22 protein-coding genes are annotated in these 23,622 nt (G+C 64.5%); 16 read left to right on the top strand and 6 right to left on the bottom strand.

Features of this window, described 5'->3' with window-relative positions:
- Window positions 1–65: 65 nt before the first annotated feature.
- From proS to BMI90_RS14200, 5 genes are all read left to right on the top strand, one after another.
- Window positions 66–1,403: a proline--tRNA ligase gene (gene proS / locus BMI90_RS14220; protein ID WP_078530147.1), complete on the top strand. Its 1,338-nt coding sequence runs from the start codon at window positions 66–68 to the stop codon at window positions 1,401–1,403.
- Entirely contained in the window at window positions 1,390–1,884 is a 495-nt protein-coding gene (locus BMI90_RS14215) for a hypothetical protein (protein ID WP_078530146.1), read from the top strand. The genes proS and BMI90_RS14215 overlap by 14 nt, the downstream gene beginning before the upstream one ends.
- 143 nt (window positions 1,885–2,027) lie before the next feature.
- Complete coding sequence (locus BMI90_RS14210; RefSeq protein WP_078530145.1) at window positions 2,028–3,320, top strand: lipoprotein-releasing ABC transporter permease subunit; 1,293 nt, start codon at window positions 2,028–2,030, stop codon at window positions 3,318–3,320.
- Window positions 3,313–3,993, top strand: a complete 681-nt coding sequence (locus tag BMI90_RS14205) for an ABC transporter ATP-binding protein (protein WP_078530144.1) — start codon at window positions 3,313–3,315, stop codon at window positions 3,991–3,993. Before BMI90_RS14210 ends, BMI90_RS14205 begins: the two co-directional genes overlap by 8 nt.
- On the top strand, window positions 3,994–4,317 hold the full coding sequence (locus BMI90_RS14200; RefSeq protein WP_078530143.1) for an ArsC/Spx/MgsR family protein: 324 nt from the start codon (window positions 3,994–3,996) through the stop codon (window positions 4,315–4,317).
- Window positions 4,318–4,391: 74 nt separating this feature from the next.
- Here the strand turns inward: BMI90_RS14200 and BMI90_RS14195 are convergent, their stop codons facing one another.
- From BMI90_RS14195 to BMI90_RS14185, 3 genes are all read right to left on the bottom strand, one after another.
- Window positions 4,392–4,598: a cold-shock protein gene (locus BMI90_RS14195; protein ID WP_038078802.1), complete on the bottom strand. Its 207-nt coding sequence runs from the start codon at window positions 4,596–4,598 to the stop codon at window positions 4,392–4,394.
- Between the two features lie 228 nt (window positions 4,599–4,826).
- Window positions 4,827–6,776 carry a threonine--tRNA ligase gene (gene thrS / locus BMI90_RS14190; protein WP_078530142.1) on the bottom strand — a complete coding sequence of 650 codons (1,950 nt, stop codon included), beginning with the start codon at window positions 6,774–6,776 and terminating at the stop codon, window positions 4,827–4,829.
- Between the two features lie 184 nt (window positions 6,777–6,960).
- A complete protein-coding gene (locus BMI90_RS14185; RefSeq protein WP_245795053.1) occupies window positions 6,961–8,238 on the bottom strand; it encodes an Nramp family divalent metal transporter in 1,278 nt (425 codons plus the stop codon).
- Window positions 8,239–8,436: 198 nt separating this feature from the next.
- Between BMI90_RS14185 and mntR the strand changes: the two genes are divergently transcribed.
- A complete protein-coding gene (gene mntR / locus BMI90_RS14180) occupies window positions 8,437–8,868 on the top strand; it encodes a manganese-binding transcriptional regulator MntR (protein WP_078530140.1) in 432 nt (143 codons plus the stop codon).
- On the opposite strand, the gene rlmJ is transcribed toward mntR, so the two are convergent.
- Window positions 8,845–9,624, bottom strand: coding sequence for a 23S rRNA (adenine(2030)-N(6))-methyltransferase RlmJ (rlmJ, locus tag BMI90_RS14175; RefSeq protein ID WP_078530139.1), 780 nt, complete (start codon window positions 9,622–9,624; stop codon window positions 8,845–8,847). The two genes, mntR and rlmJ, sit on opposite strands and share 24 nt — an antisense overlap.
- Window positions 9,625–10,319: 695 nt before the next feature.
- Entirely contained in the window at window positions 10,320–10,523 is a 204-nt protein-coding gene (locus BMI90_RS14170; protein ID WP_078530138.1) for a DUF1127 domain-containing protein, read from the bottom strand.
- A gap of 342 nt (window positions 10,524–10,865) precedes the next feature.
- Between BMI90_RS14170 and BMI90_RS14165 the strand changes: the two genes are divergently transcribed.
- Window positions 10,866–11,948: an Mrp/NBP35 family ATP-binding protein gene (locus BMI90_RS14165; protein ID WP_078530137.1), complete on the top strand. Its 1,083-nt coding sequence runs from the start codon at window positions 10,866–10,868 to the stop codon at window positions 11,946–11,948.
- A 195-nt stretch (window positions 11,949–12,143) separates the two neighbouring features.
- Here BMI90_RS14165 and BMI90_RS18790 read toward each other — a convergent pair whose 3' ends face one another.
- Window positions 12,144–12,398, bottom strand: a complete 255-nt coding sequence (locus BMI90_RS18790; RefSeq protein WP_168172793.1) for a hypothetical protein — start codon at window positions 12,396–12,398, stop codon at window positions 12,144–12,146.
- A 280-nt stretch (window positions 12,399–12,678) separates the two neighbouring features.
- Here BMI90_RS18790 and mraZ point away from each other — a divergent pair, with 280 nt between their 5' ends.
- The 9 genes from mraZ (at window position 12,679) to murD (ending at window position 23,595) form a co-directional block, all read left to right on the top strand.
- The gene (mraZ, locus tag BMI90_RS14160) at window positions 12,679–13,164 is read left to right on the top strand and encodes a division/cell wall cluster transcriptional repressor MraZ (RefSeq protein WP_168172795.1); all 486 of its coding nucleotides are present in this window, start codon (window positions 12,679–12,681) and stop codon (window positions 13,162–13,164) included.
- Between the two features lie 3 nt (window positions 13,165–13,167).
- Window positions 13,168–14,175, top strand: a complete 1,008-nt coding sequence (gene rsmH, locus BMI90_RS14155) for a 16S rRNA (cytosine(1402)-N(4))-methyltransferase RsmH (RefSeq protein ID WP_078530135.1) — start codon at window positions 13,168–13,170, stop codon at window positions 14,173–14,175.
- Complete coding sequence (locus BMI90_RS14150) at window positions 14,172–14,534, top strand: cell division protein FtsL (RefSeq protein WP_078530134.1); 363 nt, start codon at window positions 14,172–14,174, stop codon at window positions 14,532–14,534. The genes rsmH and BMI90_RS14150 overlap by 4 nt, the downstream gene beginning before the upstream one ends.
- Complete coding sequence (locus tag BMI90_RS14145; protein WP_245795054.1) at window positions 14,534–16,348, top strand: penicillin-binding protein 2; 1,815 nt, start codon at window positions 14,534–14,536, stop codon at window positions 16,346–16,348. Before BMI90_RS14150 ends, BMI90_RS14145 begins: the two co-directional genes overlap by 1 nt.
- 119 nt (window positions 16,349–16,467) lie before the next feature.
- Window positions 16,468–17,949: a UDP-N-acetylmuramoyl-L-alanyl-D-glutamate--2,6-diaminopimelate ligase gene (locus BMI90_RS14140; protein WP_078530132.1), complete on the top strand. Its 1,482-nt coding sequence runs from the start codon at window positions 16,468–16,470 to the stop codon at window positions 17,947–17,949.
- Window positions 17,949–19,397 (top strand): UDP-N-acetylmuramoyl-tripeptide--D-alanyl-D-alanine ligase, encoded by a 1,449-nt coding sequence (gene murF / locus BMI90_RS14135; protein WP_078530131.1) that lies wholly within the window; start codon window positions 17,949–17,951, stop codon window positions 19,395–19,397. The genes BMI90_RS14140 and murF overlap by 1 nt, the downstream gene beginning before the upstream one ends.
- Window positions 19,397–20,479, top strand: coding sequence for a phospho-N-acetylmuramoyl-pentapeptide-transferase (gene mraY / locus BMI90_RS14130; RefSeq protein ID WP_078530130.1), 1,083 nt, complete (start codon window positions 19,397–19,399; stop codon window positions 20,477–20,479). Before murF ends, mraY begins: the two co-directional genes overlap by 1 nt.
- 166 nt (window positions 20,480–20,645) lie before the next feature.
- A complete protein-coding gene (locus BMI90_RS14125; RefSeq protein ID WP_078530129.1) occupies window positions 20,646–22,037 on the top strand; it encodes a nucleobase:cation symporter-2 family protein in 1,392 nt (463 codons plus the stop codon).
- Window positions 22,038–22,194: 157 nt separating this feature from the next.
- Window positions 22,195–23,595 (top strand): UDP-N-acetylmuramoyl-L-alanine--D-glutamate ligase, encoded by a 1,401-nt coding sequence (gene murD, locus BMI90_RS14120; protein WP_078530128.1) that lies wholly within the window; start codon window positions 22,195–22,197, stop codon window positions 23,593–23,595.
- Window positions 23,596–23,622 lie beyond the last annotated feature (27 nt).

The raw sequence follows: 23,622 nt of genomic DNA, 5'->3' as shown, positions 1-23,622 counted from the left end.
TGCCCAATCCCCCCATTTCCTCTAGGCCAAGCGCAACATAGGACCTCAACGCTCAAAGGACCGCCATGCGCCTGTCCCGCTACTTTCTCCCCGTTCTGAAAGAAACGCCCGCCGAGGCGCAGATCGCCTCGCACCGCCTGATGCTGCGCGCGGGCATGGTCAAGCAACAGCAGGCCGGGATCTATTCCTGGCTGCCGCTGGGCTACAAGGTGCTGCGCCGGATCGAGCAGATCGTGCATGAAGAGCAGATCCGCGCGGGCCATATTCCGCTGCTGATGCCGACACTCCAGCCCGCGACTCTGTGGCAGGAATCGGGTCGTTACGACGCCTATGGCCCCGAGATGCTGCGCATCAAGGATCGCCACGACCGCGACATGCTCTATGGTCCCACCAACGAAGAGATGATCACCGACATCTTCCGCAGCCATGTGGAAAGCTACAAGTCGCTGCCGCTGACGCTCTACCACATCCAGTGGAAATTCCGCGACGAGGTGCGTCCGCGTTTTGGCGTGATGCGCGGCCGCGAATTCCTGATGAAGGACGGCTACAATTTCGACCTGACCAAGGAAGACGCGCTGCACGCCTATAACCGCCACATGGTCAGCTACCTGCGCACCTATGAGCGCATGGGCCTCACCGCGATCCCGATGCGCGCCGATAGCGGCCCGATCGGGGGTGACGATACGCATGAATTCCTCGTGCTGGCCGAGACGGGCGAGTCGGAAGTGTTCTACGACGCCAAGGTGCCCGAGCTGAAACTGGGCAAGCGCGAAGTCGATTACGACAATCGCGACGAGGTGGCGGGCATCTGCGAAGAGTTCACCACCCTTTACGCCCGCACCGACGAGACCCATGACGAGGCGCTCTTCAACGAGATCCCCGAAGACCGTCGCAAGGTCGGCCGCGGTATCGAGGTCGGGCAGATCTTCTATTTCGGCACCAAGTATTCCGAGCCGATGGGCGCGACCGTGAACACCCCCGATCAGGGCAAGGTGCCGGTCCACATGGGCTCGCACGGGATCGGGGTGAGCCGTCTCGTCGGCGCGCTGATCGAGGCGAACCACGACGAGAAGGGCATCATCTGGCCCGAGGGCGTCACGCCGTTCCATGTCGGGATCGTGAACCTCAAGCAGGGTGATGTGAGCTGCGATTCCGCCTGCGAGGCTCTGTATCGCGCCTTTGTCGAGCACGGGCTCGACCCGCTCTATGACGACCGCGAGGAACGGGCGGGGGCGAAATTCGCGACGATGGACCTGATCGGTCTGCCCTGGCGCATCACCGTCGGGCCGCGCGGGATTGCGGCGAACAAGGTGGAACTCACCTGCCGCCGTACCGGCGAGAGCGAAGAGATGTCGGCGGAAGAGGCGGTCGAGAAGGTCGCGGGGATCTATGCGGCGCTCTGATCCGATCGTCGCGCTGGTCGCGGGGCTCCTTCTTGCAGGGGCCGCGCAGGCGGGCGGTCTGGTCGCGTGGTCCGATGCGGATCTGGGCATCGCCGCGCAGGTGCCGCAAGGCTGGGTCTCGGATACGATGCCCGGTGGCGGGGTGTTGTTCTCGGCGCCCGGGATCGATCCACACAAAGCGCCTCATGTGGCGCTGCGGGCCCATGCCGACAACGGTTCGGATCTGGACGCGGCCCATGACCAGCTCCTGCGCGCGATCCTGCTCGATGGCGAGACGGTTCTGAGCGACGACCAGGGCACGGCCGGTTTCGCGATCCGCTCGCAAGATGCTTTCGGAAAGGTGACACTGCACCAGACCGAGCGGCTCGATTGCGCAAGCGGGGCGCTGCTCGCCTCGGTGCAGACCGATTATCCGGCCGGGATGGCAGCGCAGATGGCGCCGCTTCTGGCACAGGTGCCGGCCACGCTGACCTGCCGTTGAGGGGGCGCTGCCCCCGCGCTGACGCGCCCCCCGATGTATTTCGGGCAAGATGAAGAGGCGTGCACCCGCCAAGACGGGGCGTGCGGCCTTGACCTTTCGGACCAGCCGCGCCAGCTTGCGCCGAATTTTGGTGGATGGAGCCGATGGCCGCACGCACTGCCCCGTTTTCCCGTTTCGAGTTCATGATCGCCTGGCGTTACCTGCGCGCGCGTCGCGCCGAAGGGGGCGTGTCGGTGATGACCTGGATTTCGCTCATCGGCATCACGCTGGGCGTGGCCGCGCTGATTGCGACGCTTGCGGTGCGCGCAGGGTTTCGCGCCGAGTTCGTCGGCACCATCGTCGGCTCGAACCCGCAGATCACCGTCTATTCCGCGCCGACCGAGGTGGTGGAGGGATCTGGGGTCTATTCGCGGCTGATCCGCGATTACACGGAGCGCACCGAGCGCATCAAGGCGATCCCGGGCGTGGTGAGCGCCGCGCCTGCGGTGCGTGGTCAGGCGATGGTGAGTTTCGGCGAGCGCTCGAACGTGGGCGATGTCTACGGGTTGGCGTTGAGCGATCTGAAGAACATTCCCAATATCGCCCATTCCGAGGATGCGCAGGGCGATATCGACGATTTCGGTGCAGGGATCGCGATGGGGATCGGGATGGCGCGCGATCTGGGCGTCTCGGTCGGTGACACGATCAAGCTGATCTCGCCCAATGGTGCGAAGACGCCGCTTGGGACGAGCCCGCGGGTCAATGCCTACAAGGTCGTCTATATCTTCTCGGCGGGGCGCTACGATATCGACCAGACGCGGCTCTACATGCCCTTCAGCGAGGCGCAGAGCTATTTCAACCGTGAGGGAGGGGCGGACGAGATCGACGTGGATGTGACCGATCCCGAAGAGGTCGAAAGCTGGGAGGCCGCGATCAGCGATGCGAGCGGGCCGGGAACCCTGCTGTGGACCTGGAAGGATGCTTCGGGCAGTTTCCTGCGTGCGCTCACGGTCGAGGATAACGTGATGTTCATCATCCTCTCGATCCTGGTGCTGATCGCCTCGATGAATATCACCTCGGGGCTGATCATGCTGGTCAAGAACAAGGGCCGCGATATCGGCATCCTGCGCACGATGGGGCTGAGCCAGGGCTCGATCCTGCGGGTGTTCTTCCTCTGCGGGGCGTTCACCGGCGTGATCGGCACGATCGCCGGGCTGACGCTGGGGGTGCTTTTCGCGGTCAATATCGACAGCGTCATGAGTTTCGTGAACTGGCTGAACGGGGGCGGGGTCTGGGATCCGTCGATCCGTGGGATCTATCACCTGCCGGCGAAACTTCAGCCGCTGGACGTGATCAAGGCGGTGGCGTTGTCGCTGTCGCTGAGCTTCATCGTGACGATCTTCCCCGCGCGGCGCGCCGCGCGGATGAACCCGGTGGAGGCGTTGCGCTATGAATGACGTGCTGATCTGCGAAGGCATCGCGAAGAGTTACAACCGGGGGAAGCCCAACGAGATCACGGTGCTGCGCGACCTGAGCCTCACGATCCCGAAAGGGCAGGTGACCGCGCTGGTTGCGCCTTCGGGCGCGGGCAAGTCGACGCTGCTGCATATCGCGGGGCTCCTGGATACGCCCGATGCGGGGCGGGTGGTGATCGACGGCGAGGATCTGTCGGGCGCGCGCGACGGCAAGCGCACGGCGGCGCGGCGCGAGAAGCTGGGTTTCGTCTACCAGTTCCACCACCTGCTGCCGGAGTTTACGGCGGCCGAGAACATTATCTTGCCGCAGCTCGCCAATGGCGTGAGCCGATCCGCAGCCGAGGCGCGTGCGGCGGATCTTCTTGGCCGGGTGGGGCTGTCTGCGCGGATGGATCACCGCCCTTCCGCGCTCTCTGGTGGCGAGCAGCAGCGTGTGGCCTTCTGCCGGGCGCTGGCCAACGCGCCGAGCCTGCTTTTGGCCGACGAGCCGACGGGCAACCTCGATCCCGCAACCTCGGACACGGTCTTCGACGTGCTGATGGGGCTCGTGCGCGAAACGGGACTTTCGGCGCTGATCGCGACGCATAACTTGGAGCTGGCCGCGAAGATGGATCGCGTGCTGCGGCTCGAGAATGGCGCTTTGACGGAGGGGTAAATGATCGTCTTTGGGATTTCGACCTGTGACACGGTGCGCAAGGCGCGCAAGGCTCTGGAAGCGGCGGGCCGGGACGTGGAGTTTCGCGACGTGCGCGCCGAGCCCCTGACGACCGAAGAGATTGCCGAGTTCGAAGCGGCGTTTGGCGAAAAGATCGTCAACCGCGCCTCGACCACTTGGCGCGCTCTGAGCGAGGAAGAGCGCGCGGCGCCCATCGCCGATCTGCTGAGGGCCCATCCGACGCTGATGAAGCGCCCGGTAATCCGCGAGGGCGACAAACTCACGCTGGGCTGGGCGAAGCCGGTTCAGGCCGAGTGGCTCTGAGCGTCTGAGACGCTCGAAAGCAAACGACCCGCGCAAATGGCGCGGGCCGTTCGGGTCAAACCTGTGTCAAACGCTCAGAGCAGTTGCAGATCCGAAGCCGAGGCGCGACCGTCGCGACCCGACTGGAGCTCGTACGACACTTTCTGGTTGTCGGCGAGTTCCTTGAGGCCCGCACGCTCGACCGCCGAGATGTGCACGAACACATCCTTGCCGCCTTCGTCGGGGGCGATGAAACCATAGCCCTTGGTGGAATTGAACCATTTCACGGTGCCAGTGGCCATACCGTCTTCTCCTTCGTAGTCTCCCGGGGGCGAGATTGCCGCCGGGCCGTGCAGCCAGTGTCTTTCGGATCTTCCGGCTGCCTTTTACAGAAGCGAGGCGGTAGGAAAGTCTGCGAAACACGCTTTCCGAGTCTCTATGAGTTTTGCAAAAATGCAATGACAATCCGTGAGGGGCGCAACCCCCTCACAGGCCAGTGAAATTTGGCGATCCGCCTGTTTTTGCGGCAATTATCCGCGCAGGTCCGGCGGGGTCGATTCGGCCACCAGTTCGGCCACGATCTCGTCGAGCGCGACCGTCGCAGTGCGGGTGTCGCCGAGCTTGCGGACCGAAACGGTGCGCTCCTCGACCTCTTTCATCCCGATCGCGAAGATATAGGGCACCTTGGCCAGCGAATGCTCGCGGACCTTGTAATTGATCTTCTCGTTGCGGGTATCGGCCTCGGCGCGCAGGCCCGCGGCACGGAGCTTCTCGGTGACTTCGCGCACGTAATCATCGGCATCCGAGACGATCGAGGCGACCACGACCTGACGCGGGGCGAGCCAGAGCGGCATCTTGCCCGCATGGCTCTCGATCAGAATGCCGAGGAAACGCTCGAAGGAGCCCAGAACGGCGCGGTGGAGCATGACCGGACGATGCCGGTCGCCATCCGACCCCACGTAATCGGCATCGAGGCGCTCGGGCAGGTTCGGGTCGACCTGAAGGGTGCCGCACTGCCATTGCCGACCGATCGCATCGGTCAGGGTGAATTCCAGTTTCGGGCCGTAGAAGGCGCCTTCGCCCTCCTGGATCTCGTAATCGTAACCGGCATTGCGGCAGGCATTGCCGAGGCTTTCCTCGGCATGGTCCCAGCTCTCTTCCGAGCCGATACGCTTTTCGGGTCGGGTCGAGAGCTTCACCGACCAGTCGTCGAAGCCTAGGTCGGAATAGATCCCGGCGAGGAATTCGATGAATTTCTTCGTCTCGGATTCGATCTGGTCCTCGGTGCAGAAGATATGCGCATCGTCCTGCGTGAAGCCGCGCACGCGCATGATGCCGTGCAGCGCGCCGGAGGGCTCATAGCGCGCGCAGGACCCGAACTCGGCCATGCGCAGCGGCAGGTCGCGATAGCTTTTGACGCCCTGATTGAAGATCTGCACGTGACAGGGGCAGTTCATCGGCTTGAGCGCGTTGATCGTCTTTTCGCGGGCATGCTCCTCGTCGACTTCGACGATGAACATGTTCTCCTGATAGTTCTCCCAGTGGCCCGAGGCTTCCCAGAGCTTGCGGTTGACGACCTGCGGGGTGTTCACTTCGACATAGCCGTCGGCGCGCTGCTTGCGGCGCATGTAGTCCTGAAGCGCGGTGTAGATCGTCCAGCCGTTGGGGTGCCAGAAGATCTGGCCCGGCGCCTCTTCCTGCATGTGGAAGAGATCCATCTCGCGGCCGAGCTTGCGGTGGTCGCGCTTGGCGGCCTCCTCCATCATCGTGACCCAGGCGTTGAGATCCTTCTTGGTCTTAAACGCCACGCCATAGATGCGCTGGAGCATCGGGCGGCTCGAGTCGCCCAGCCAATAGGCGCCTGCGACATGGGTCAGCTTGAACGCGTCGGCGGGCACCTGACCGGTATGCTGAAGGTGCGGGCCCCGGCAGAGATCCTGCCAGTTCCCGTGCCAGTACATCCGGATATCCTCGCCGGGCGGGATCCGGTTGATCAGCTCGACCTTGTACGGCTCGTTCGTGGCCAGGTAGTGGTCGATCGCATGTTTGCGGCTCCAGACCTCGGTCTTGACCGGGTCGCGGGCGTTGATGATCTCGCGCATCTTCTTTTCGATGGCGCCGAGGTCTTCGGGGGTGAAGGGCTCTTCGCGGTCGAAATCGTAAAACCAGCCATTGTCGCGCACCGGGCCGATCGTGACCTTCACGCCGGGATAGAGGTCCTGCACCGCGCGGGCCATGATATGGGCGAGGTCATGGCGGATCAGCTCCAGCGCGGGGCCGTCATCGGCCATCGTGTTGATCGCGATCTGCGCATCCTCATGGATCGGCCATTGCAGATCCCAATGCGCGCCGTTGACCTGCGCGGAAATCGCTTTCTTCGCCAGCGAGGGCGCGATCGAGGCGGCCACTTCGGCAGGAGTCACGCCTGCGTCGTACTCGCGCGAATTGCCATCAGGGAAGGTGAGGGAGATCTGGGACATGTCGTCCTCCTCGTCGGTTTGGCGCCCACGGAACGCCCGGTTGCGGGATATATGTTGCCCGAGCCTTTTGCGCGCGCAGGGCGGGGCTGTCAATGGGGCGGGGGAGGCAGAGTTGTCGCGGGGCTTGTCGCCGCCGGAAATTGGCCCGCCGAAATGGGCCGATGCGGCGAAGTTGCCCGCGCTCCTACTCGACGAGCCCCGGCACCGGCAGTCCCGCCGATTGCCACAGCAGCACGAAATTGAGCCCCAGTACCACCGTCGCCCCCAGAACCGCGAGCCACAGCACCGGCCCGCGGATCGCGAACCGGCCCATGATGTCGGGGCGCCGCGCGAAGACCAGAAGCGCCACCATCGGGACGGGCAGAGCGATCGACAACACCACCTGGCTCATCACCAGCGCTTCGGTCGTGTTCACGCCCAGCCAGACGACGACGAAAGCGGGGGCCATCGTGATCACCCGGCGCAACCAGACCGGAATGTGGCGGCGGATGAAGCCCTGCATGATCATCTGCCCCGCCATCGTGCCCACGACCGAAGAGGAAATCCCCGAGGCGATCAGCGAGGTCAGGAAGGCGGCGGCGGCGAACCCGCCCAGAAGTGGCGTCAGTGTGTGATAGGCGGTCTCGATCTCGGCCACTTCGGCATGACCCTGATGGAAGGCAGAGGCCGCCATGATCACCATCGCCATGTTCACCATTCCTGCGACGGCGAGCGCGATGATCACCTCGCGGTTCGAGAAGCTCACCAACCTTGCCTTTTGCGCAGGGTCGCTGGTGAGCGCCCGGTGCTGGGTCAGACCTGAATGCAGGAAGATCGCATGCGGCATCACCGTCGCGCCGATGATGCCCACCGCGATCGTCAGGGCGCGGGCATCGGGCATCGTGGGGGTGGTCAGACCCGCAAGTGCGCTGCCCCAATCGACGGGGGCCACGAACATCTCTGCCAGGTAACAGGCCCCGATCAGCGCCACGAGCGCGCCGATCACGATCTCCATCGGCCGGAAGCCGCCACGTTCGAACATCAGGATCGCGTAGGTGACCACCGCCGTCACGCCCATCCCCCAGATCAGCGGCCAGCCAAACAGCAGTGACAACCCGAGCGCGCCGCCCAGAAACTCCGCAAGATCGGTCGCCATCGCGGCAATCTCCGAGACGATCCACATCGCGATCGTGACGGGTTTCGAGAAATTCTCGCGCGACAGTTCGGCCAGGTTCTTGCCCGTGACGATCCCGACCCGCGCCGAGATCCCCTGGAAGAGCATCGCGATCAGGTTCGCGGCCAGCACGACCCACAGGAGCTTGTATCCATAACCCGCGCCCGCCCCGATATTCGTCGCGTAATTGCCGGGATCCATATAGGCGACCGAAGCGATCACGGCAGGGCCGAAGAAAAGCCACATCGCACCGCGCCGGGGCGATCCGGCCAGAACCTCGGCCATGGCCGACCGTGTCCTGTCACTCATTCCCTGTCCTGCGCGACTGTTCATTGCCCGGGTCTCCTGTTGCTGCGCTTGCGAAATGTAGCCTTGGCTACAAATTTCGCAAGGGGCTAAATTACGTTGACTTGGGAGGAGTGCCCGCGTCATCCTTTTCCTTGGCTTCCGGCAGGCGCTGCGCTATGCGGGCGGCCCCCGCATCAGGCACCCGGCGAGACAGGAGCGATGAGCGAAACCGACCCCTCTCAGATCAAGGGCTTCAACCGTGCCCGTGAGCGCGCCTCCCGGGCGTTGCTGGAGGATTATGTCGAGATGATCGCGGATCTGGCGGCCGAATTCGGCGAAGCTCGGATCACCGAAATCGCGGCGCGGCTCGGCGTGGCTCATCCGACGGCCACGAAGGCCGTTGCGCGGCTCAAGCGGGAGGGACTGGCGGTCTCACGTCCCTATCGCGGGGTGTTCCTGACCGAAGCCGGCGAGGCATTGGCCGAGCAGGTGCGCGCGCGGCACCGAACCGTCGTGGCGCTTCTACGCGCCGTGGGGGTGCCCGAGGATCTGGCCGAGCTCGATGCCGAAGGGATTGAGCACCATGTCTCGACCCGCACCCTCAAGGCGTTCGAGGCTTTCCTTGCCTCACAAGGCGGCAAAACGGGCTGAGAGCCGCTCTGCCTCGCCCGCAAGTCCGAAGGGCGGATTCACCACGAACATACCCGAGCCGATCATGCCATGGCCTTCGCGCGCGGGGGGGAAGCGCACCTCGTGGCTCAGTGCCTCGGGGAAAGCGCCGCGCAATGCGGCGACCATCCCCTCCTGTGCGCCCGAGGCCAGAACCGGGTACCACAATGCGATGATCCCGACGTTCCACTTTTTCGCGACCTGCCCGATCAGCTTCGGCATCGCGACATAATCCGCCTTCTCCTCGAAGCTCGGATCGATCAGCATCAGGCCGCGGCGCGGGGTGGGGGGCGTGAGCGCCAGAGCCATCTCGCGCCCGTCTGCCTTGTGAACGGTGATCTTGCGCCCCACAGCCTGGCGCAACGCGGTGAATTCCTTCGGATGCAGCTCGCAAAGCTGGATCGTGTCGATGTCCCGCAAGAGCGCCATGGCCACCAGCGGCGAGCCCGGATAGGCTTGCGGCCCATGCTTGGCCCGAACCGTGGCGAGCGCCCGCATATAGGGGTGATCGGGCGCAAACCAGCCCAAGCCCTCGATCCGTGCGATCCCCGCCGCCGCCTCGCCCGTTTTCACCGCCTCGGCCGCATCCAGCGCATAGAGCCCGCGCCCGGCATGGGTCTCGAGGTAACTCAACGGCTTGTCCTTGCGCGTGAGGTAGTCGAGCGCCGAGGCCAGCAGTGCGTGCTTGTGCACATCGGCGAGATTTCCGGCGTGATAGGCGTGTTGATAAGACAGCATCGGCGGGCCTCCTTGCGCTCCTTCCTGCCCTGCGCCGCGCGTGAGGGCAATCCCGAAGCGCGGGCCTTCTTCTTGATCCAAATATCTCGGGGGGCGCCGCACGGCGCGGGGGCAGGGCCCCCTCGACCTCTCCGCATGGCGAGAAAAGAAAACGGCGGCGCCCAGGGAGGAGGAGGGGCGCCGCCGTCTCTTTGCTACCTTGGGTCTCAGGGAGGAGGAGAGACCCTTCGGCATGTCCGACGCCGCTTCAGGGAGGAGGAAGAAGCAGCGTCTTACCCTTGGGCCCAGGGAGGAGGATAGGGCCTTCGGTATCTGGTGGGCGGCACCCTCAGGGAGGAGGAGGAGGGTGCCGCCAAAACGATCGGTCCAGGGAGGAGGAGAGGACCTTTCGCATTCTTATCCTCAGTTTGGACCCTTTGGTCCGCATATCAAGTGCTGCACCGCAGCATGCGACAGCCTGTCGCACCTGCGCGCTGATTGTAGGCGGCGACCTCAGGGAGGAGGAGAGAGGTCGCCGCCTGCTCAGCGCGGGTCTCAGGGAGGAGGAGAGAGACCCGGGCAGCTCGGTTCCGGCATCGCAGCGTCTCGCCGCGCGGGGCCGGTATGGTCTGGATGGCGGCGCCCTCAGGGAGGAGGAGGAGGGCGCCGCCGAGTTCCTAAGCCCCAGGGAGGAGGAGAGGGGCTTCGGAAATCAATTACTTGCCGTATGCGGCCTCATAGGCCACGCGGGTGATCATCGAGCGATGCATCCCGAGATCGTCGAGCTCGCGGGAGGACAGCGAGCGGAGTTCGTTGAGCGTCTGACGGTACACCTTGCGACGCGCCATGGCGTCGGAGAGTTTTGCCTTGAGCTTCGAGAAGCCGCTTTCGCTCAGTTGGATGTCGTGAACGAGTGCCATCGTCTTCGCCTCTTCTTTTCTCGTACGGGGCCCTGTGCGTTTTCCCGCTTCTGGGCCCGAATTCGTCACTGCGCTTTCTGTCGCGTTGTCCCTAAGATGGGCTGAATGCTGCGGGTGCACAATGCGCCGAGGCCTCAATGCCGCCATGCAGAAAATGCATGAATGATTCTGACCCATTTCCGAGGCATATGCGCAAGAAACGTGCGCTTCGGATGCATGTTCGCATCTGAACCTGTCGGTTTAGACAGGAATGCGCTTGAACTGCGCGGCAAAAACGCCACAGTTCCCGGCGAATTGACCATTTTGACGGACGCTAACAGTCCGGGGAATCGGAGGGTTTGCATGGCTCTGAGCAAGGAGCAGGTGCTTGATGTGCTGCGTGCAGTCGAGGTGCCGGGGGGCGGAACCGCGGTGAGTCGCGATCTTCTGCGTGCGCTCGCGGTGCAGGACGGGGTTGTGAGATTCGTGCTCGAGGGTGCGCCGCAGGCTGAACTCGAGGCGATGCGCCCGGTGCTCGAAGCGGCGGTGAAGTCGCTGCCTGGGGTGGCGAGCGTGACGATCGTGGTGCCCGCGGGGCCGCCGCGCGGTATGGGCGGGACGGCGCAACAGGCGCGCGGCCCGGCAATCGGCGGTCATCCCAAGCCCCAATCGGGCCCGCAGCCTGTGCCGGGGGTGGCCAGGATCATCGCGGTCGGTTCCGGCAAGGGTGGCGTGGGCAAATCCACCGTCAGCTCCAACCTCGCCGTAGCGCTTTCGCGAGCGGGTAAAAGGGTGGGGCTGCTCGATGCCGATATCTATGGCCCGTCCCAACCGAGGATGATGGGAGCAACGCAGCGGCCCTCTTCGCCCGATGGCCAGACCATCCTGCCGCTGAAGGCGCATGGCGTCGCGCTGATGTCGGTCGGCCTGATGCTGAAAGAGGACGAGGCGGTGATCTGGCGCGGTCCGATGCTGATGGGCGCGATGCAGCAAATGCTTTTCCAGGTGAAATGGGACGAGTTCGGCCCGCTCGACGTGCTCTTGATCGACCTGCCGCCCGGAACCGGCGATGTGCAGCTTACGCTGTGCCAGAAGACGAAACTCGATGGAACGATCGTCGTGTCGACTCCGCAGGACGTGGCGCTGCTCGATGCGAAGAAGGCGATCGACATGTTCCGCAGGCTCGATGCCCCCGTGCTGGGGCTGATCGAGAACATGTCCTCTTATATATGCGCCAATTGCGGGCATGAGGCACATCCTTTCGGTCAGGGCGGGGTCGAGGCGGAGGCGGCGCGTCTGGGCTTGCCTTTCCTTGGTGCGCTGCCGCTTGATCTCGATGTGCGGCTCGCGGGTGATGCCGGCACGCCGGCTGCGGCGGGCGAAGGGGCCGCGGCCGAGGCCTATGCGGCGCTTGCGGAGGCATTGATCGCGCGCGGCGCGGTCTGATCCATTCCATATGAAGATTCGAAAGGGCGCCCTTCGCGGCGCCTTTTTTCTCATTCTGCGCGCGGCGCTTCGGGGGCTCACGGGAATTCGTGGGATCTTGTTCTGGGAATTCACGGGAGCGTGTGGCTGACGTGAGGGGGCGAGTCGCGGCGAAAATCGGGAAATCACAGGGAAATCGCGCCGAGTCGAGGCAAATCATCCTTTCGTGATGGGCGGTTTGAGGCTTGGCCCCTGGGATATTTTCGCCACGAAAGGCGTGCTTGGGTCGATCTTTTGGAAAAAATTTGAATCCTCTGGGAACTTAACCCACCCGAGCTTTGCCACTAAATATGGGGTTGATCCCGAAAATTCATGCCATATAAAGCATGTTTTTCCCGAAGGTCTCAGTTCCTGATGTCCTTTCGGGGTGATCTCTTCCCATTTCTCGGCAAATTTTTTCTTGCGTGCCATGAATTCCCATGGCATCCCTAATTCATCGGAAGCGAGGACACAAAGAGGCATAAAGACCTCACGGCGATACGCAGGTTTCATACAGGCACCCGCTTCACGAAAATAAGAGATCCGGCGCGCGAGCGAGCAGACATCCCCCCAGGTGGCGCGTGCAGTCGGACATACCCAGAGATGGGAACGAGGGCGGCGGATTGGGCAGTGGCAGCAGCCCAATCCGCCGTTTTCATTTCCGGGCTCCGGCCCGGTTCGGGACAGGTGATAGGAGCGCGCTTTGGCGGGCATGTTCATAGGCGAATACACCTTCAAGGTGGACAGCAAGGGTCGCGTGTCGATCCCCGCGCTGTTTCGTCGTGAGCTCGAGGAGGGCGACCCCGACCGTCCGAACAAAGAGCGTCCGCGCATGGTCATCGTCTACGGCGCCGATACCCAGAAAATGCTCCAGGTCTATACGCAGGCCGCTTTCGAAGCGCTGGCCGCCGATATCGCGGCGCTTCCGCGCGGCTCGAAGCAGCGCACGATCCTGCAGCGTCTCGTGCTTTCGAAATCGCATCCGACCGAGGTCGACAATGATGGTCGCCTGGTGATCCCGGCGCCGCTTCGCGCGAAGATCGGCCTGTCGAGCGAGGCCTATTTCTCCGGCGTGGGCGAGACCTTCGAAATCTGGAACCCCGAGACCTTCGCCGCTGCCGACGAAGCGAATATCGACCAGTGGGTCGAGGAGCAGGGCGAAGATTTCGACCCGCTCAGCCTTTTGTCACAGGGGTGAGCCATGTCGGATCGGGACGCCCTGCCAGACGCCCCCCATATCCCGGTTTTGCTGCGGCCGCTCCTTCGGGCGGTCGCGCCTGTCTCCGGCATCTGGCTTGACGGTACTTTCGGCGCGGGCGGCTACACGCGTGGCCTGCTCGAGGCCGGGGCCGACAAGGTGATCGGGGTCGATCGCGACCCGGCCGTGTTCGAGATGGCCGAAAGCTGGCGTGGACAATATGGCGACCGGCTCGAACTGGTCGAAGGCACGTTTTCCGAACTCGATACCTATTGCGAAGAACCGCTCGACGGGGTGGTGCTCGATCTTGGTGTGTCGTCGATGCAGCTCGATCAGGCCGAGCGCGGGTTTTCCTTCCTGCGCGACGGACCGCTCGACATGCGGATGTCGCAAGAGGGGCCGTCCGCCGCCGATCTGGTGAACGAGACGGACGAGGCCGATCTCGCCGATATCCTCTATCAATACGGCGAGGAACGCGCCTCGCGCCGGATCGCCAAGGCGATCGTCGAGGCGCGCAAGGTTCAGCCTTTCGAGACCACGCAGCAACTCGTGAAGGTGATCGAGCGTTGCCTGCCGCGCCCGAAACCGGGCCAGAGCCACCCGGCCACGCGCAGTTTCCAGGGCATCCGCATCGCGGTGAATGACGAATTTGGCCAGCTCATCGAGGGGTTGGAGGCGGCAGAGCGCGCGCTCAAGCCGGGCGGGCTTCTGGCGGTGGTCAGCTTCCACTCGCTTGAGGATCGTGTGGTGAAGCGCTTCTTTGCGGCGCGCTCCTCCACGGGTGGTGGCGGGTCGCGCTATGCGCCGGTTCAGCAAACCCTTGATCCGGCGTTCGAAATTCTCGTCAAAGGCGATGGTCCGGACGAAGAGGAACTGGCCGAGAATCCGCGTTCGCGCTCTGCACGGCTACGGGTGGGGCGGCGCACGCAGGCGCCGGCCGGCAAGGCTGATCGCAGTCAGCTGGGCCTGCCCGCGCTCGTGACCGGAGAGAAGAAGGGGAAACGCCGTTGAGACTGCTTGCCTATCTCGCCACGTCTGTCTTCGTCATGGGGCTCGCCTTCTGGGCCTATCACGTCAATTACGACACGCAGGACAAGCTCGACGAGCTGCGCGATCTCAACCGTGAAATCGCCTCGCTCAACGAGGGTCTTTCGGTTCTCAATGCCGAATGGGCCTATCTCAACCGTCCCGAGCGCCTGCGAGAGCTGGTCAATCTGAACTTCGCCTCGCTGCGCCTGCTGCCGATGACGCCCGAGCAATTCGGCACCGTCGCCCAGATCGCCTATCCGACCCCGCAAGCCGACGCGCCCGACACCTCCGGTCTGTCCGACCCGGTTGATGTGAAGGCCGATCCCGAGGGAGGGAACTGATGCGCACGCCCCTTCGTCCGCTTGCCCGTATCCTCGACGCCCGTGCCAGGGGCGAGAATCCCGACGCGATCGAGCGTGAAAACCGCCGCCTGCGTGGCGAGGCGACCCGCGACAAGGCCCGTCAGCGCGCCGAGGGTCGTCTGCTGGTCATGTCGGTGCTGTTTCTCGCGGCCTTCCTGACGGTCGGGCTGCGGATGGGATCCTTCGCGGCGTCACGCCCCGAAGAGCCGCAAACCGATATCTCGACCGAGCAGATCCACGCTCAACGCGCCGATATCGTCGATCGCAAGGGCAGGGTGCTGGCCACCAACCTTCTCACCCATGCTCTCTACGCCCAGCCGCCGATGATGATCGACCCCAAGGGCACGGTCGACAAGCTGGTCGCGATCTTCCCCGATCTCGATCGCGAACGGCTGATCAAGGATTTCACCGGCGGGCGCAAATTCGTCTGGATCAAGAAGCGCATCAGCCCCGAGCAGATGCAGGCCGTGCATGATATCGGTGATCCGGGGCTTCTGTTCGGCCCGCGCGAGATGCGGCTTTACCCGAACGGGCATCTTGCCGCGCATATCCTTGGCGGCTCTCGCTATGGCACCGAAGGGGTGAACTCGGCCGAGATCCTTGGCGTGGCCGGGATCGAGAAGGAATATGACGGCTGGTTGCGCGATCCGGGCAACGGCGGTCAGCCGCTCAAGCTCTCGCTCGATCTGACGGTGCAGGCGGCGCTGGAAGACGTGCTCGCAGGCGGCATGAAGCTGATGAACGCCAAGGGCGCGACGGCGGTTCTGATGAAGGTCCATACCGGCGAGATCGTCGCGATGGCGAGCCTGCCCGATTTCGACCCCAACGACCGGCCCGCACCGCTTCTGAAGGGCGATCCCTCCGACAGCCCGCTGTTCAATCGCGCGGTGCAGGGGATGTACGAGCTCGGCTCGACCTTCAAGATCTTCGCGGTGGCGCAAGCGATGCAGGACGGGCTCGTCACGCCCTCCACGATGATCGACACCAAGGGTCCGCTGCGCTGGGGCAAATTCAGGATCCACGACTTCCACGATTACGGCAAACAGCTCTCGGTCACGGATGTGATCGTGCACAGCTCGAATATCGGAACTGCCCGGATCGTGCAGCAGATCGGCCCCGAGAAGCAGCGTGAATTCCTCGGCAAGCTCGGTCTGCTCGAGCCCTCGCCGGTCGAGTTGATCGAGGCGCCCACGGGCCGTCCGATCCTGCCCTCGAAATGGTCCGAACTCTCGGCGATGACCATCGGCTATGGGCACGGCCTGTCCGACAGCCCGCTGCAACTGGCCGCCGCCTATGCGACAATCGCCAATGACGGCAAGCGCGTACTTCCCACGCTCATCGCACAAGGCGGCCCGCGAGAGCCGCATAAGCAGGAATTCGGCGCGCCCGAAGGCGATCAGGTCGTCTCGCCTTCCGTCGCGCGCAAGGCGCTGGCAATGATGCGCGCAGTGGTCACGCGCGGCACTGCGAGCTTCGGCGATGTCGCGGGCTATCAGGTCGCGGGCAAGACCGGCACCGCCGACAAGCCCAATCCGCAGGGCGGCTATTACGACGACAAGGTGATCTCGACCTTCGCGGGTGTCTTCCCGGTGACCAGCCCCGAATACGTTCTGGTGCTGACGCTCGACGAGCCGACCGACACCTCGGGCAAGGAACCGCGCCGCACCGCGGGCTGGACCGCCGTTCCGGTGGCCGCCGAAACGATCCGCCGCGTGGCGCCCCTGCTGGGTCTGCGCCCCGAGCCGACCACGCCGGATACGCTCGACGGGATCCGCCTTGTGAAGAAGGATTGAAGCCGCTTTCACGCCCCGTGCACGATGCCGCGCATGGGGCCCGGGCCGGGGTGCTCGCGCCTTGACCTTGCAAGGCTGCCACCGGATAAGTGCGACAAGCTGAGTGAGGGACGAACGACATGGCCGCTGGCAGCAAAATGCTGAGCGAATTGGGGCTGACCCCTTTGCACGGAGGGGATCGCGCGATCTCGGGGCTTTCGGTCGACAGTCGTCAGGTCAAACCAGGTCATCTCTTCGCGGCGCTTCCCGGGACGAAGATCCACGGGGCCGAGTTCATCCCCTACGCGCTGCGCATGGGCGCGGCTGCCGTTCTGACCGATCGCGCCGGTGAGCCGATCGCGCGCGAAGCGCTGGAAGGCACCGATACCGCCATCGTGATCACCGAGGATCCGCGTCAGGCGCTGGCCTTCGCCGCAGCCCTCTGGTTCGGGCGCCAGCCCGAGACGATGATCGCGGTCACCGGCACGAACGGAAAGACCTCCGTCGCGACCTTCACCCGCCAGATCTGGCAGCTGCTGGGCTTCGAGGCGGCCAATATCGGCACGACCGGTGTCGAGGGCAGCTATTCCGCGCCCTCGTCGCATACCACGCCCGAGCCGATCACCCTGCATCGGTTGCTCTCGGACATGGCGGGTGTGGGCGTGACACATGCGGCGATGGAGGCCAGCTCGCACGGGCTCGCGCAGCGACGCCTCGACGGGGTGACGCTGACCGCCGCCGCCTTCACGAATTTCACGCAAGACCACCTCGATTATCATGCGAGCTTTGACGAGTATTTCGCGGCCAAGGCGGCGCTCTTCACCCGAGTTCTGCCCGAGGATGGCGCGGCGGTGATCAATCTCGACGATCCCAAGGGGCAGGAACTCGCGAAATACGTCACCGCACGCGGGCAGGAGCTGATCGGGATCGGCCATTCCGAGCAATGCGAGATGCAGATCCTCGGTCAGCGTTTCGACGCGACGGGGCAGGATGTGCGCTTCGCCTGGGAAGGCTGGACGCAGATGACCCGCCTGCCGCTGATCGGCGGGTTCCAGGCGATGAACGTGCTCACGGCCGCGTCGCTTGCCATTGCTTGTGGCGCCGAGCCCGAAGAGGTCTTCGCCACCCTGCCGCGCCTGACCACGGTGCGCGGGCGTATGCAGCTGGCCGCGACTCGCGAGAACGGTGCGACGGTCTTCGTCGATTACGCCCATACGCCCGACGCGGTGCAGACCGCGCTCAAGGCGCTGCGCCCTCATGTGATGGGGCGCCTCATCGCCATCGTCGGCGCGGGTGGGGATCGTGACACGACCAAGCGCCCGCTGATGGGCAAGGCGGCGGCCGAGAATGCCGATCTGGTGATCGTGACCGACGACAACCCGCGCACCGAAGACCCCGCCACGATCCGCGCCGCGGTGATGGAGGGCGCGCCGGGGGCGATGGAGGTGGGCGATCGTGCCGAGGCGATCCTGCGCGGCGTCGATGCGCTCGGTCCGGGCGACGCGCTCCTGGTGATGGGCAAGGGCCATGAGAGCGGGCAGGTGATCGGGTCGGACATCTACCCGTTCGATGACGCCGAACAGGCGAGCGTGGCCGTGGCCGCACTGGACGGGAAGATCTGATGGGCGTGCTCTGGACTTCGACCGACGCGGCGACCGCGACCCAGGGGCAGGTGACGCAACCTTTTGCCGTGACGGGGATTTCCATCGATACCCGCACGATCCGTCCGGGTGATCTCTTCGTCGCGCTCAAGGATGTCCGCGACGGGCATGATTTCGTACGTCAGGCGCTCGACAAGGGCGCGGCGGCGGCGCTGGTGAGCCGCATCCCCGAAGGGTGTTCGGCATCCGACCCGTTGCTGATCGTGCCCGAGGTTCTGCCCGCGCTCGAGGCGCTGGGGCGTGCCGGACGCGCCCGGTCTCGCGCCCGGGTGCTTGCCGTGACCGGTTCGGTCGGCAAGACCTCGAGCAAGGAGATGCTGCGCGCGGTCCTGTCTGCGCAAGGCAGGGTCCATGCCGCCGAGGCCAGTTTCAACAACCACTGGGGCGTGCCGATCACGCTGGCGCGGATGCCCGAGGACGCCGATTTCGCGGTGATCGAGATCGGAATGAGCAATCCCGGTGAGATCGCGCCGCTCGCCCGCCTCGCGCGGCCCCATGCGGCGATGATCACCACCGTCGCCCCGGCCCATCTCGCGGCCTTTGAAAATATCGAGGGCATCGCGCGCGAAAAGGGAGCGATCTTCGAGGGGCTGGTCGCGGGCGGCACCGCCGTGATCCCGACCGGGCTCGAAGTGACGCCGATCCTGCGTGAGGCGGCGGCGACCGCTGGCGCGGTCGTCAGCTTCGGTCCCGAAGCAGGCTCCGACTACCGGCTGATCGAAGCGCGCATCGCGGGAGACGCGACGGTCGTTCAGGCTGAGCACCACGGAAAGCCGATGCTTTTCAAGGTTATGACGCCGGGCAAGCATTTTGCCACGAACGCTCTGGGCGTGCTGGCACTGGCCGAGGCCGCGGGCTGCGATCCGGCGGTCGCGGCGATGGATCTGGGCTCGTGGTTGCCGCCCGCAGGACGTGGTCAGCGCGAGCGGATCTATCTCGATATCGTGGACGAGGCCGAGAGTTTCGATCTTTTCGATGACGCGTTCAACGCCAACCCGGCTTCGATGGCCGCAGCGCTCGACGTGCTGGCGGGCGCGAGCCCCCGCGACGGGGTGGGGCGCACCGTGAAGGGCCGCCGCATCGCGATCCTCGGCGACATGCTCGAGCTGGGAGCGGACGAAGCCGCGCTCCATGCCGCGATCGCGGATCTGCCCTCGATGGCATCGGTCGATCTGGTGCATATGGCAGGCCCGCGCATGGCGGCGCTGCGCGACGCACTTCCGCGGGCCAAACGCGGTGAATGGTACAAGAGCGCCGAGGAGCTGGCCGAACGCGCGCGCCATCTCGTCGATCCCGGCGACGTGGTGCTGGTGAAGGGCTCGAAGGGTTCCAAGGTCAGCCTTGTCGTTGATGCATTGAAAAAACTGCGCCAGCCCGGCGCGGCCGAGGCGCATAGAGGAAAAGAATAATGCTGTATTGGCTTACCGACCTGTCCGATGGCGGCGGCGTGTTCAACCTGTTTCGCTACATCACCTTCCGGGCGGGCGGGGCTTTCTTCACGGCGCTTCTGGTGGGGTTTCTCTTCGGGCCGTGGCTGATCAACATCCTGCGGATGAAGCAGGGCAAGGGCCAGCCGATCCGCGATGACGGCCCCGAGGGGCATCTGGCCAAGGCGGGCACGCCGACGATGGGCGGCATCCTGATCCTCACCGCGCTTCTGGTCTCCACGCTGCTCTGGGCGCGGCTCGACAATGGCTATATCTGGGTCGTGCTGATGGTCACCTATGGCTATGCCGCGATCGGTTTTGCCGATGATTACGCTAAGGTCTCCAAGCAGAACACCAAGGGCGTGAGCGGCAAGGCACGGCTGGGCCTTGGCTTCCTCCTGGCGCTGATGGCCTCTGTCGCGACCTGGTATCTGCACCCTTCGGAGCTGGCGGGCCATGTCGCGGTGCCCTTCCTCAAGGATCTGATCCTGAATCTCGGCTATTTCTACATTCCCTTCGCGATGTTCGTGATCGTGGGCGCAGCAAATGCGGTGAACCTCACCGACGGGCTCGACGGGCTGGCGATCATGCCGGTGATGATCGCCGCCGGCACGCTGGGCGCGATCGCCTATGTCGTGGGCCGCACCGACTTCACCGAATATCTGGGCGTGCAATTCGTGCCCGGCACCGGAGAACTCGCGATCTTCACCGCCGCGCTGATGGGCGGCGGACTTGGCTTCTTGTGGTATAACGCGCCGCCGGCGGCGGTGTTCATGGGCGATACCGGCTCGCTGGCCCTGGGCGGTGCGCTCGGCGCCATCGCGGTCTGCACCCAGCACGAGATCGTCCTTGGGATCGTCGGTGGTCTCTTCGTGGTCGAGGCGCTCTCGGTGATCATCCAGGTCGCCTATTTCAAGCGCACCGGGAAACGGGTCTTCCTGATGGCGCCAATCCATCACCATTTCGAGAAGAAGGGCTGGTCGGAGCCGCAGATCGTGATCCGCTTCTGGATCATTTCGCTGATCCTCGCGCTGATCGGCCTTGCGACTCTGAAAATCCGCTGATCCCGACAAACGGTTTTCACGCCGCCGATTTATAAGGCGGTGCAATGAAACCTGACCCGGCTATGCCCGATGCGCCGCCTTGCGGGGCGGCGCAGAGGCTGCGAGATTTGTGCCTGTATGCCTTTCGCGCTCCGCTGCATGCAGAGGGGCTGCACGGGGAATGAGAATGGGACAAGGTAAACAAGCGCTGATCTACGGGCTTGAGGACAGGCCTGCACCGGGGCCGGCCTCGCTCGCCGCGCTCCAGCATATCCTCGCCTCGATCGTGGGCATCGTGACGCCTACGCTGGTGATCGGCGGTGCGCTGGGTCTGGGCGAGCACGTACCCTACCTGATCGCCATGTCACTTTTCGTCTCGGGCGTGGCGACCTTCATCCAATCGAACCGGGTCGGGCCGGTGGGCTCTGGGCTCCTGAGCGTGCAGGGCACCTCCTTCGCCTTTCTTGGCGCGATCCTCGCTGCGGGTTTTACGGTGAAAGAGCGCGGCGGCACGCCCGAGGATATTCTCGCAATGATCTTCGGTCTCTGCCTCGTCGGCTGTGTGGTCGAGATCGTGCTGTCGCAATTCCTCGACAAGCTGGGAAGGGTGGTGAACCCGACCGTGACCGGCGTCGTGATCACCGTGATCGGGCTGAGCCTCGTGAAGGTCGGCTTCACCGATTTCGCGGGCGGCGCACAGGCGGGTGAAAACCTCGGTCGGCCGCTGAACCTGGCGCTTGGCACCCTCGTCGTCGCGGTGATCCTGGTGACCACCTTCCTCGGCAAGCCGATGCTGCGGATCGCGGCGATCATGATCGGGCTCATTGCGGGGACGATTGTCGCAGCGCTCTTCGGCATGGTGGACCCATCTCCGCTGGCGCAGGCGCAATGGCTGGCGTTTCCTGTGCCCTTCAAATTCGGCTTCGATTTCGACTTCGGCCTCTTCATCCCGATCGCCTTTCTCTACCTCGTGACGGCCATCGAGACCTCGGGCGACCTGACGGCGAACTCGGTGATCTCGGGTCAGCCGGTGCGCGGGCCTCTCTATCTCAGCCGGATCAAGGGCGGCGTGCTGGGCGATGGTGTGAATTCGGGACTGGCGGCGATCTTCAACACCTTCCCGAACACGACGTTTTCGCAAAATAACGGGGTCATCCAGATGACCGGCGTGGCGAGCCGTCACGTCGGGCGCTACATCGCGGGCTTCCTTGTCATTCTCGGATTCTTTCCGATCATTGGCGCCGTTTTCCTGCTGATCCCCAAACCTGTTCTGGGCGGTGCCACGCTTTTGCTCTTCGGCTCGATCGCGGTTGCTGGCATTCGCATCATCGCCTCCGAGCCGATCGACATGCGCCGCGTCTATATCATGGCGATGAGCTTCGGCCTCGGGCTCGGCGTGACGCTGGTCCCCGAGGCTACGCAATATCTGCCGGTGCTGGTCAAGCAGGTCGTGGCGACTCCGATCACACTTGCGGGTCTCTCGGCGATCCTGCTGTCGCTGCTGATCCCCGAAAGCCCGACATCCAAAGGCGAAATCGCAGAAGAAGCCCAAGAGGCCCCGGTCGGTGGCGCGGAGTAACGCCTCTCACCGCCGAGATTACCATTAAGGGCGGACGGACCTCCTCTTTTCCCATGCGCCGCAGCGGTGTCTGAGCTTCCCGCCCCTTTCCCTTTCCAACCGCTTCAAATATCCCGGGGCAGCGGGGGGTGGCCCCCGCGCGCGACAGGAGACTGCGATGATCCCGGTTCAGGGCTTTGACGGACATAAGGTGGCGGTTCTGGGCCTCGGGCGTTCGGGTCTGGCTACAGCGGCGGCCCTGCGCGCAGGCGGGGCAGCGCCGCTTTGCTGGGATGACAGTCCCGAGGGGCGGGCCCGCGCCGAGGAGGCGGGCTTTGCAATCCACGACCTCACCGGGCAAACCGCCTTCGACGGGGTCGCGGCGCTGATCGTCTCGCCGGGCATTCCGCATCTCTACCCCAAGCCCAACCCGGTGATCGCGGCGGCAATGGCGGCAGGCATTCCGGTCGACAATGATATCGGGCTTTTCTTCCGCTCTTGGGCGACGCGCGAGTTCGACAATTTCGACACCACTCCGCGCACGATCTGCGTGACCGGCTCGAACGGGAAATCGACCACCACGGCGCTCATCCATCATATCCTGCAAGAGGCGGGCCGCCCGACGCAAATGGCGGGCAATATCGGGCGCGGCGTGCTCGATATCGAACCGGCCGAGGATGGCGAGGTCGTGGTGCTGGAACTGTCGAGCTACCAGACCGATCTCGCGCGGGCCCTGACCCCCGACATTGCAGTCTTCACCAATCTATCTCCCGATCACCTCGATCGCCATGCAGGGATGGGCGGCTATTTCGCGGCCAAGCGTCGCCTCTTCGCCGAGGGCGGCCCCGATCGCGCGGTGATCGGGGTGGACGAGCCCGAGGGCGTCTATCTCGCCAACCAGATTTCGATGGGGCGCGAGGACGACCGGCTGATCCGGGTTTCCTCGGCGCGCAAGCTCGGCGACTGGGGCTGGTCTGTCTTTGCCCGCAAGGGGTTCCTGAGCGAATGGCGCAAGGGGCGGCAAATGGCTTCTATCGACCTGCGCGAAATCACTGGGCTTCCGGGCGCGCATAACCACCAGAACGCCTGCGCCGCCTATGCCGCGACGCGCGCGATCGGGATCGCGCCGCGGATGATCGAGCAGGCGTTCCACTCTTTCGCGGGGCTGCCTCATCGCAGCCAGACGGTGGCAGACAAGGGAGGCGTGCGCTGGGTCAACGACTCCAAGGCCACCAATACCGACAGCGCAGCCAAGGCGCTCGATGCGTTCCGCAATATCCGCTGGATCGCGGGGGGGCTGGGCAAGGAGGGCGGGGTGGCGAGCCTCGCGGGCCATCTCGAACATGTGCGCAAAGCTTATTTCATCGGCCATTCAGCGCGTGATTTCGCGTTGGAACTCGCCCCGCTCGAACACGAGATCTGCGAGACGATGGAGGCTGCGGTCGCAGCGTGTGCGCGCGACGCGGAACCCGGAGATACGGTTCTGCTTGCACCGGCGGCAGCGAGCTTCGATCAATATCCCAATTTCGAAAAGCGCGGCGAGCATTTCGCGCAGCTCGTGGATGCGCTGCCGGGGTAAACCCGGGCTTGCGCCCGCGCGTGCAAT

It is taken from the genome of Thioclava sp. L04-15, from assembly GCF_002020275.1.
In the GTDB taxonomy this organism is placed as follows: Bacteria; Pseudomonadota; Alphaproteobacteria; order Rhodobacterales; family Rhodobacteraceae; genus Thioclava; species Thioclava marina.
The sequence above is the reverse complement of the archived record's forward strand: the minus strand, read 5'-3'. Positions and strand labels throughout refer to the sequence as shown.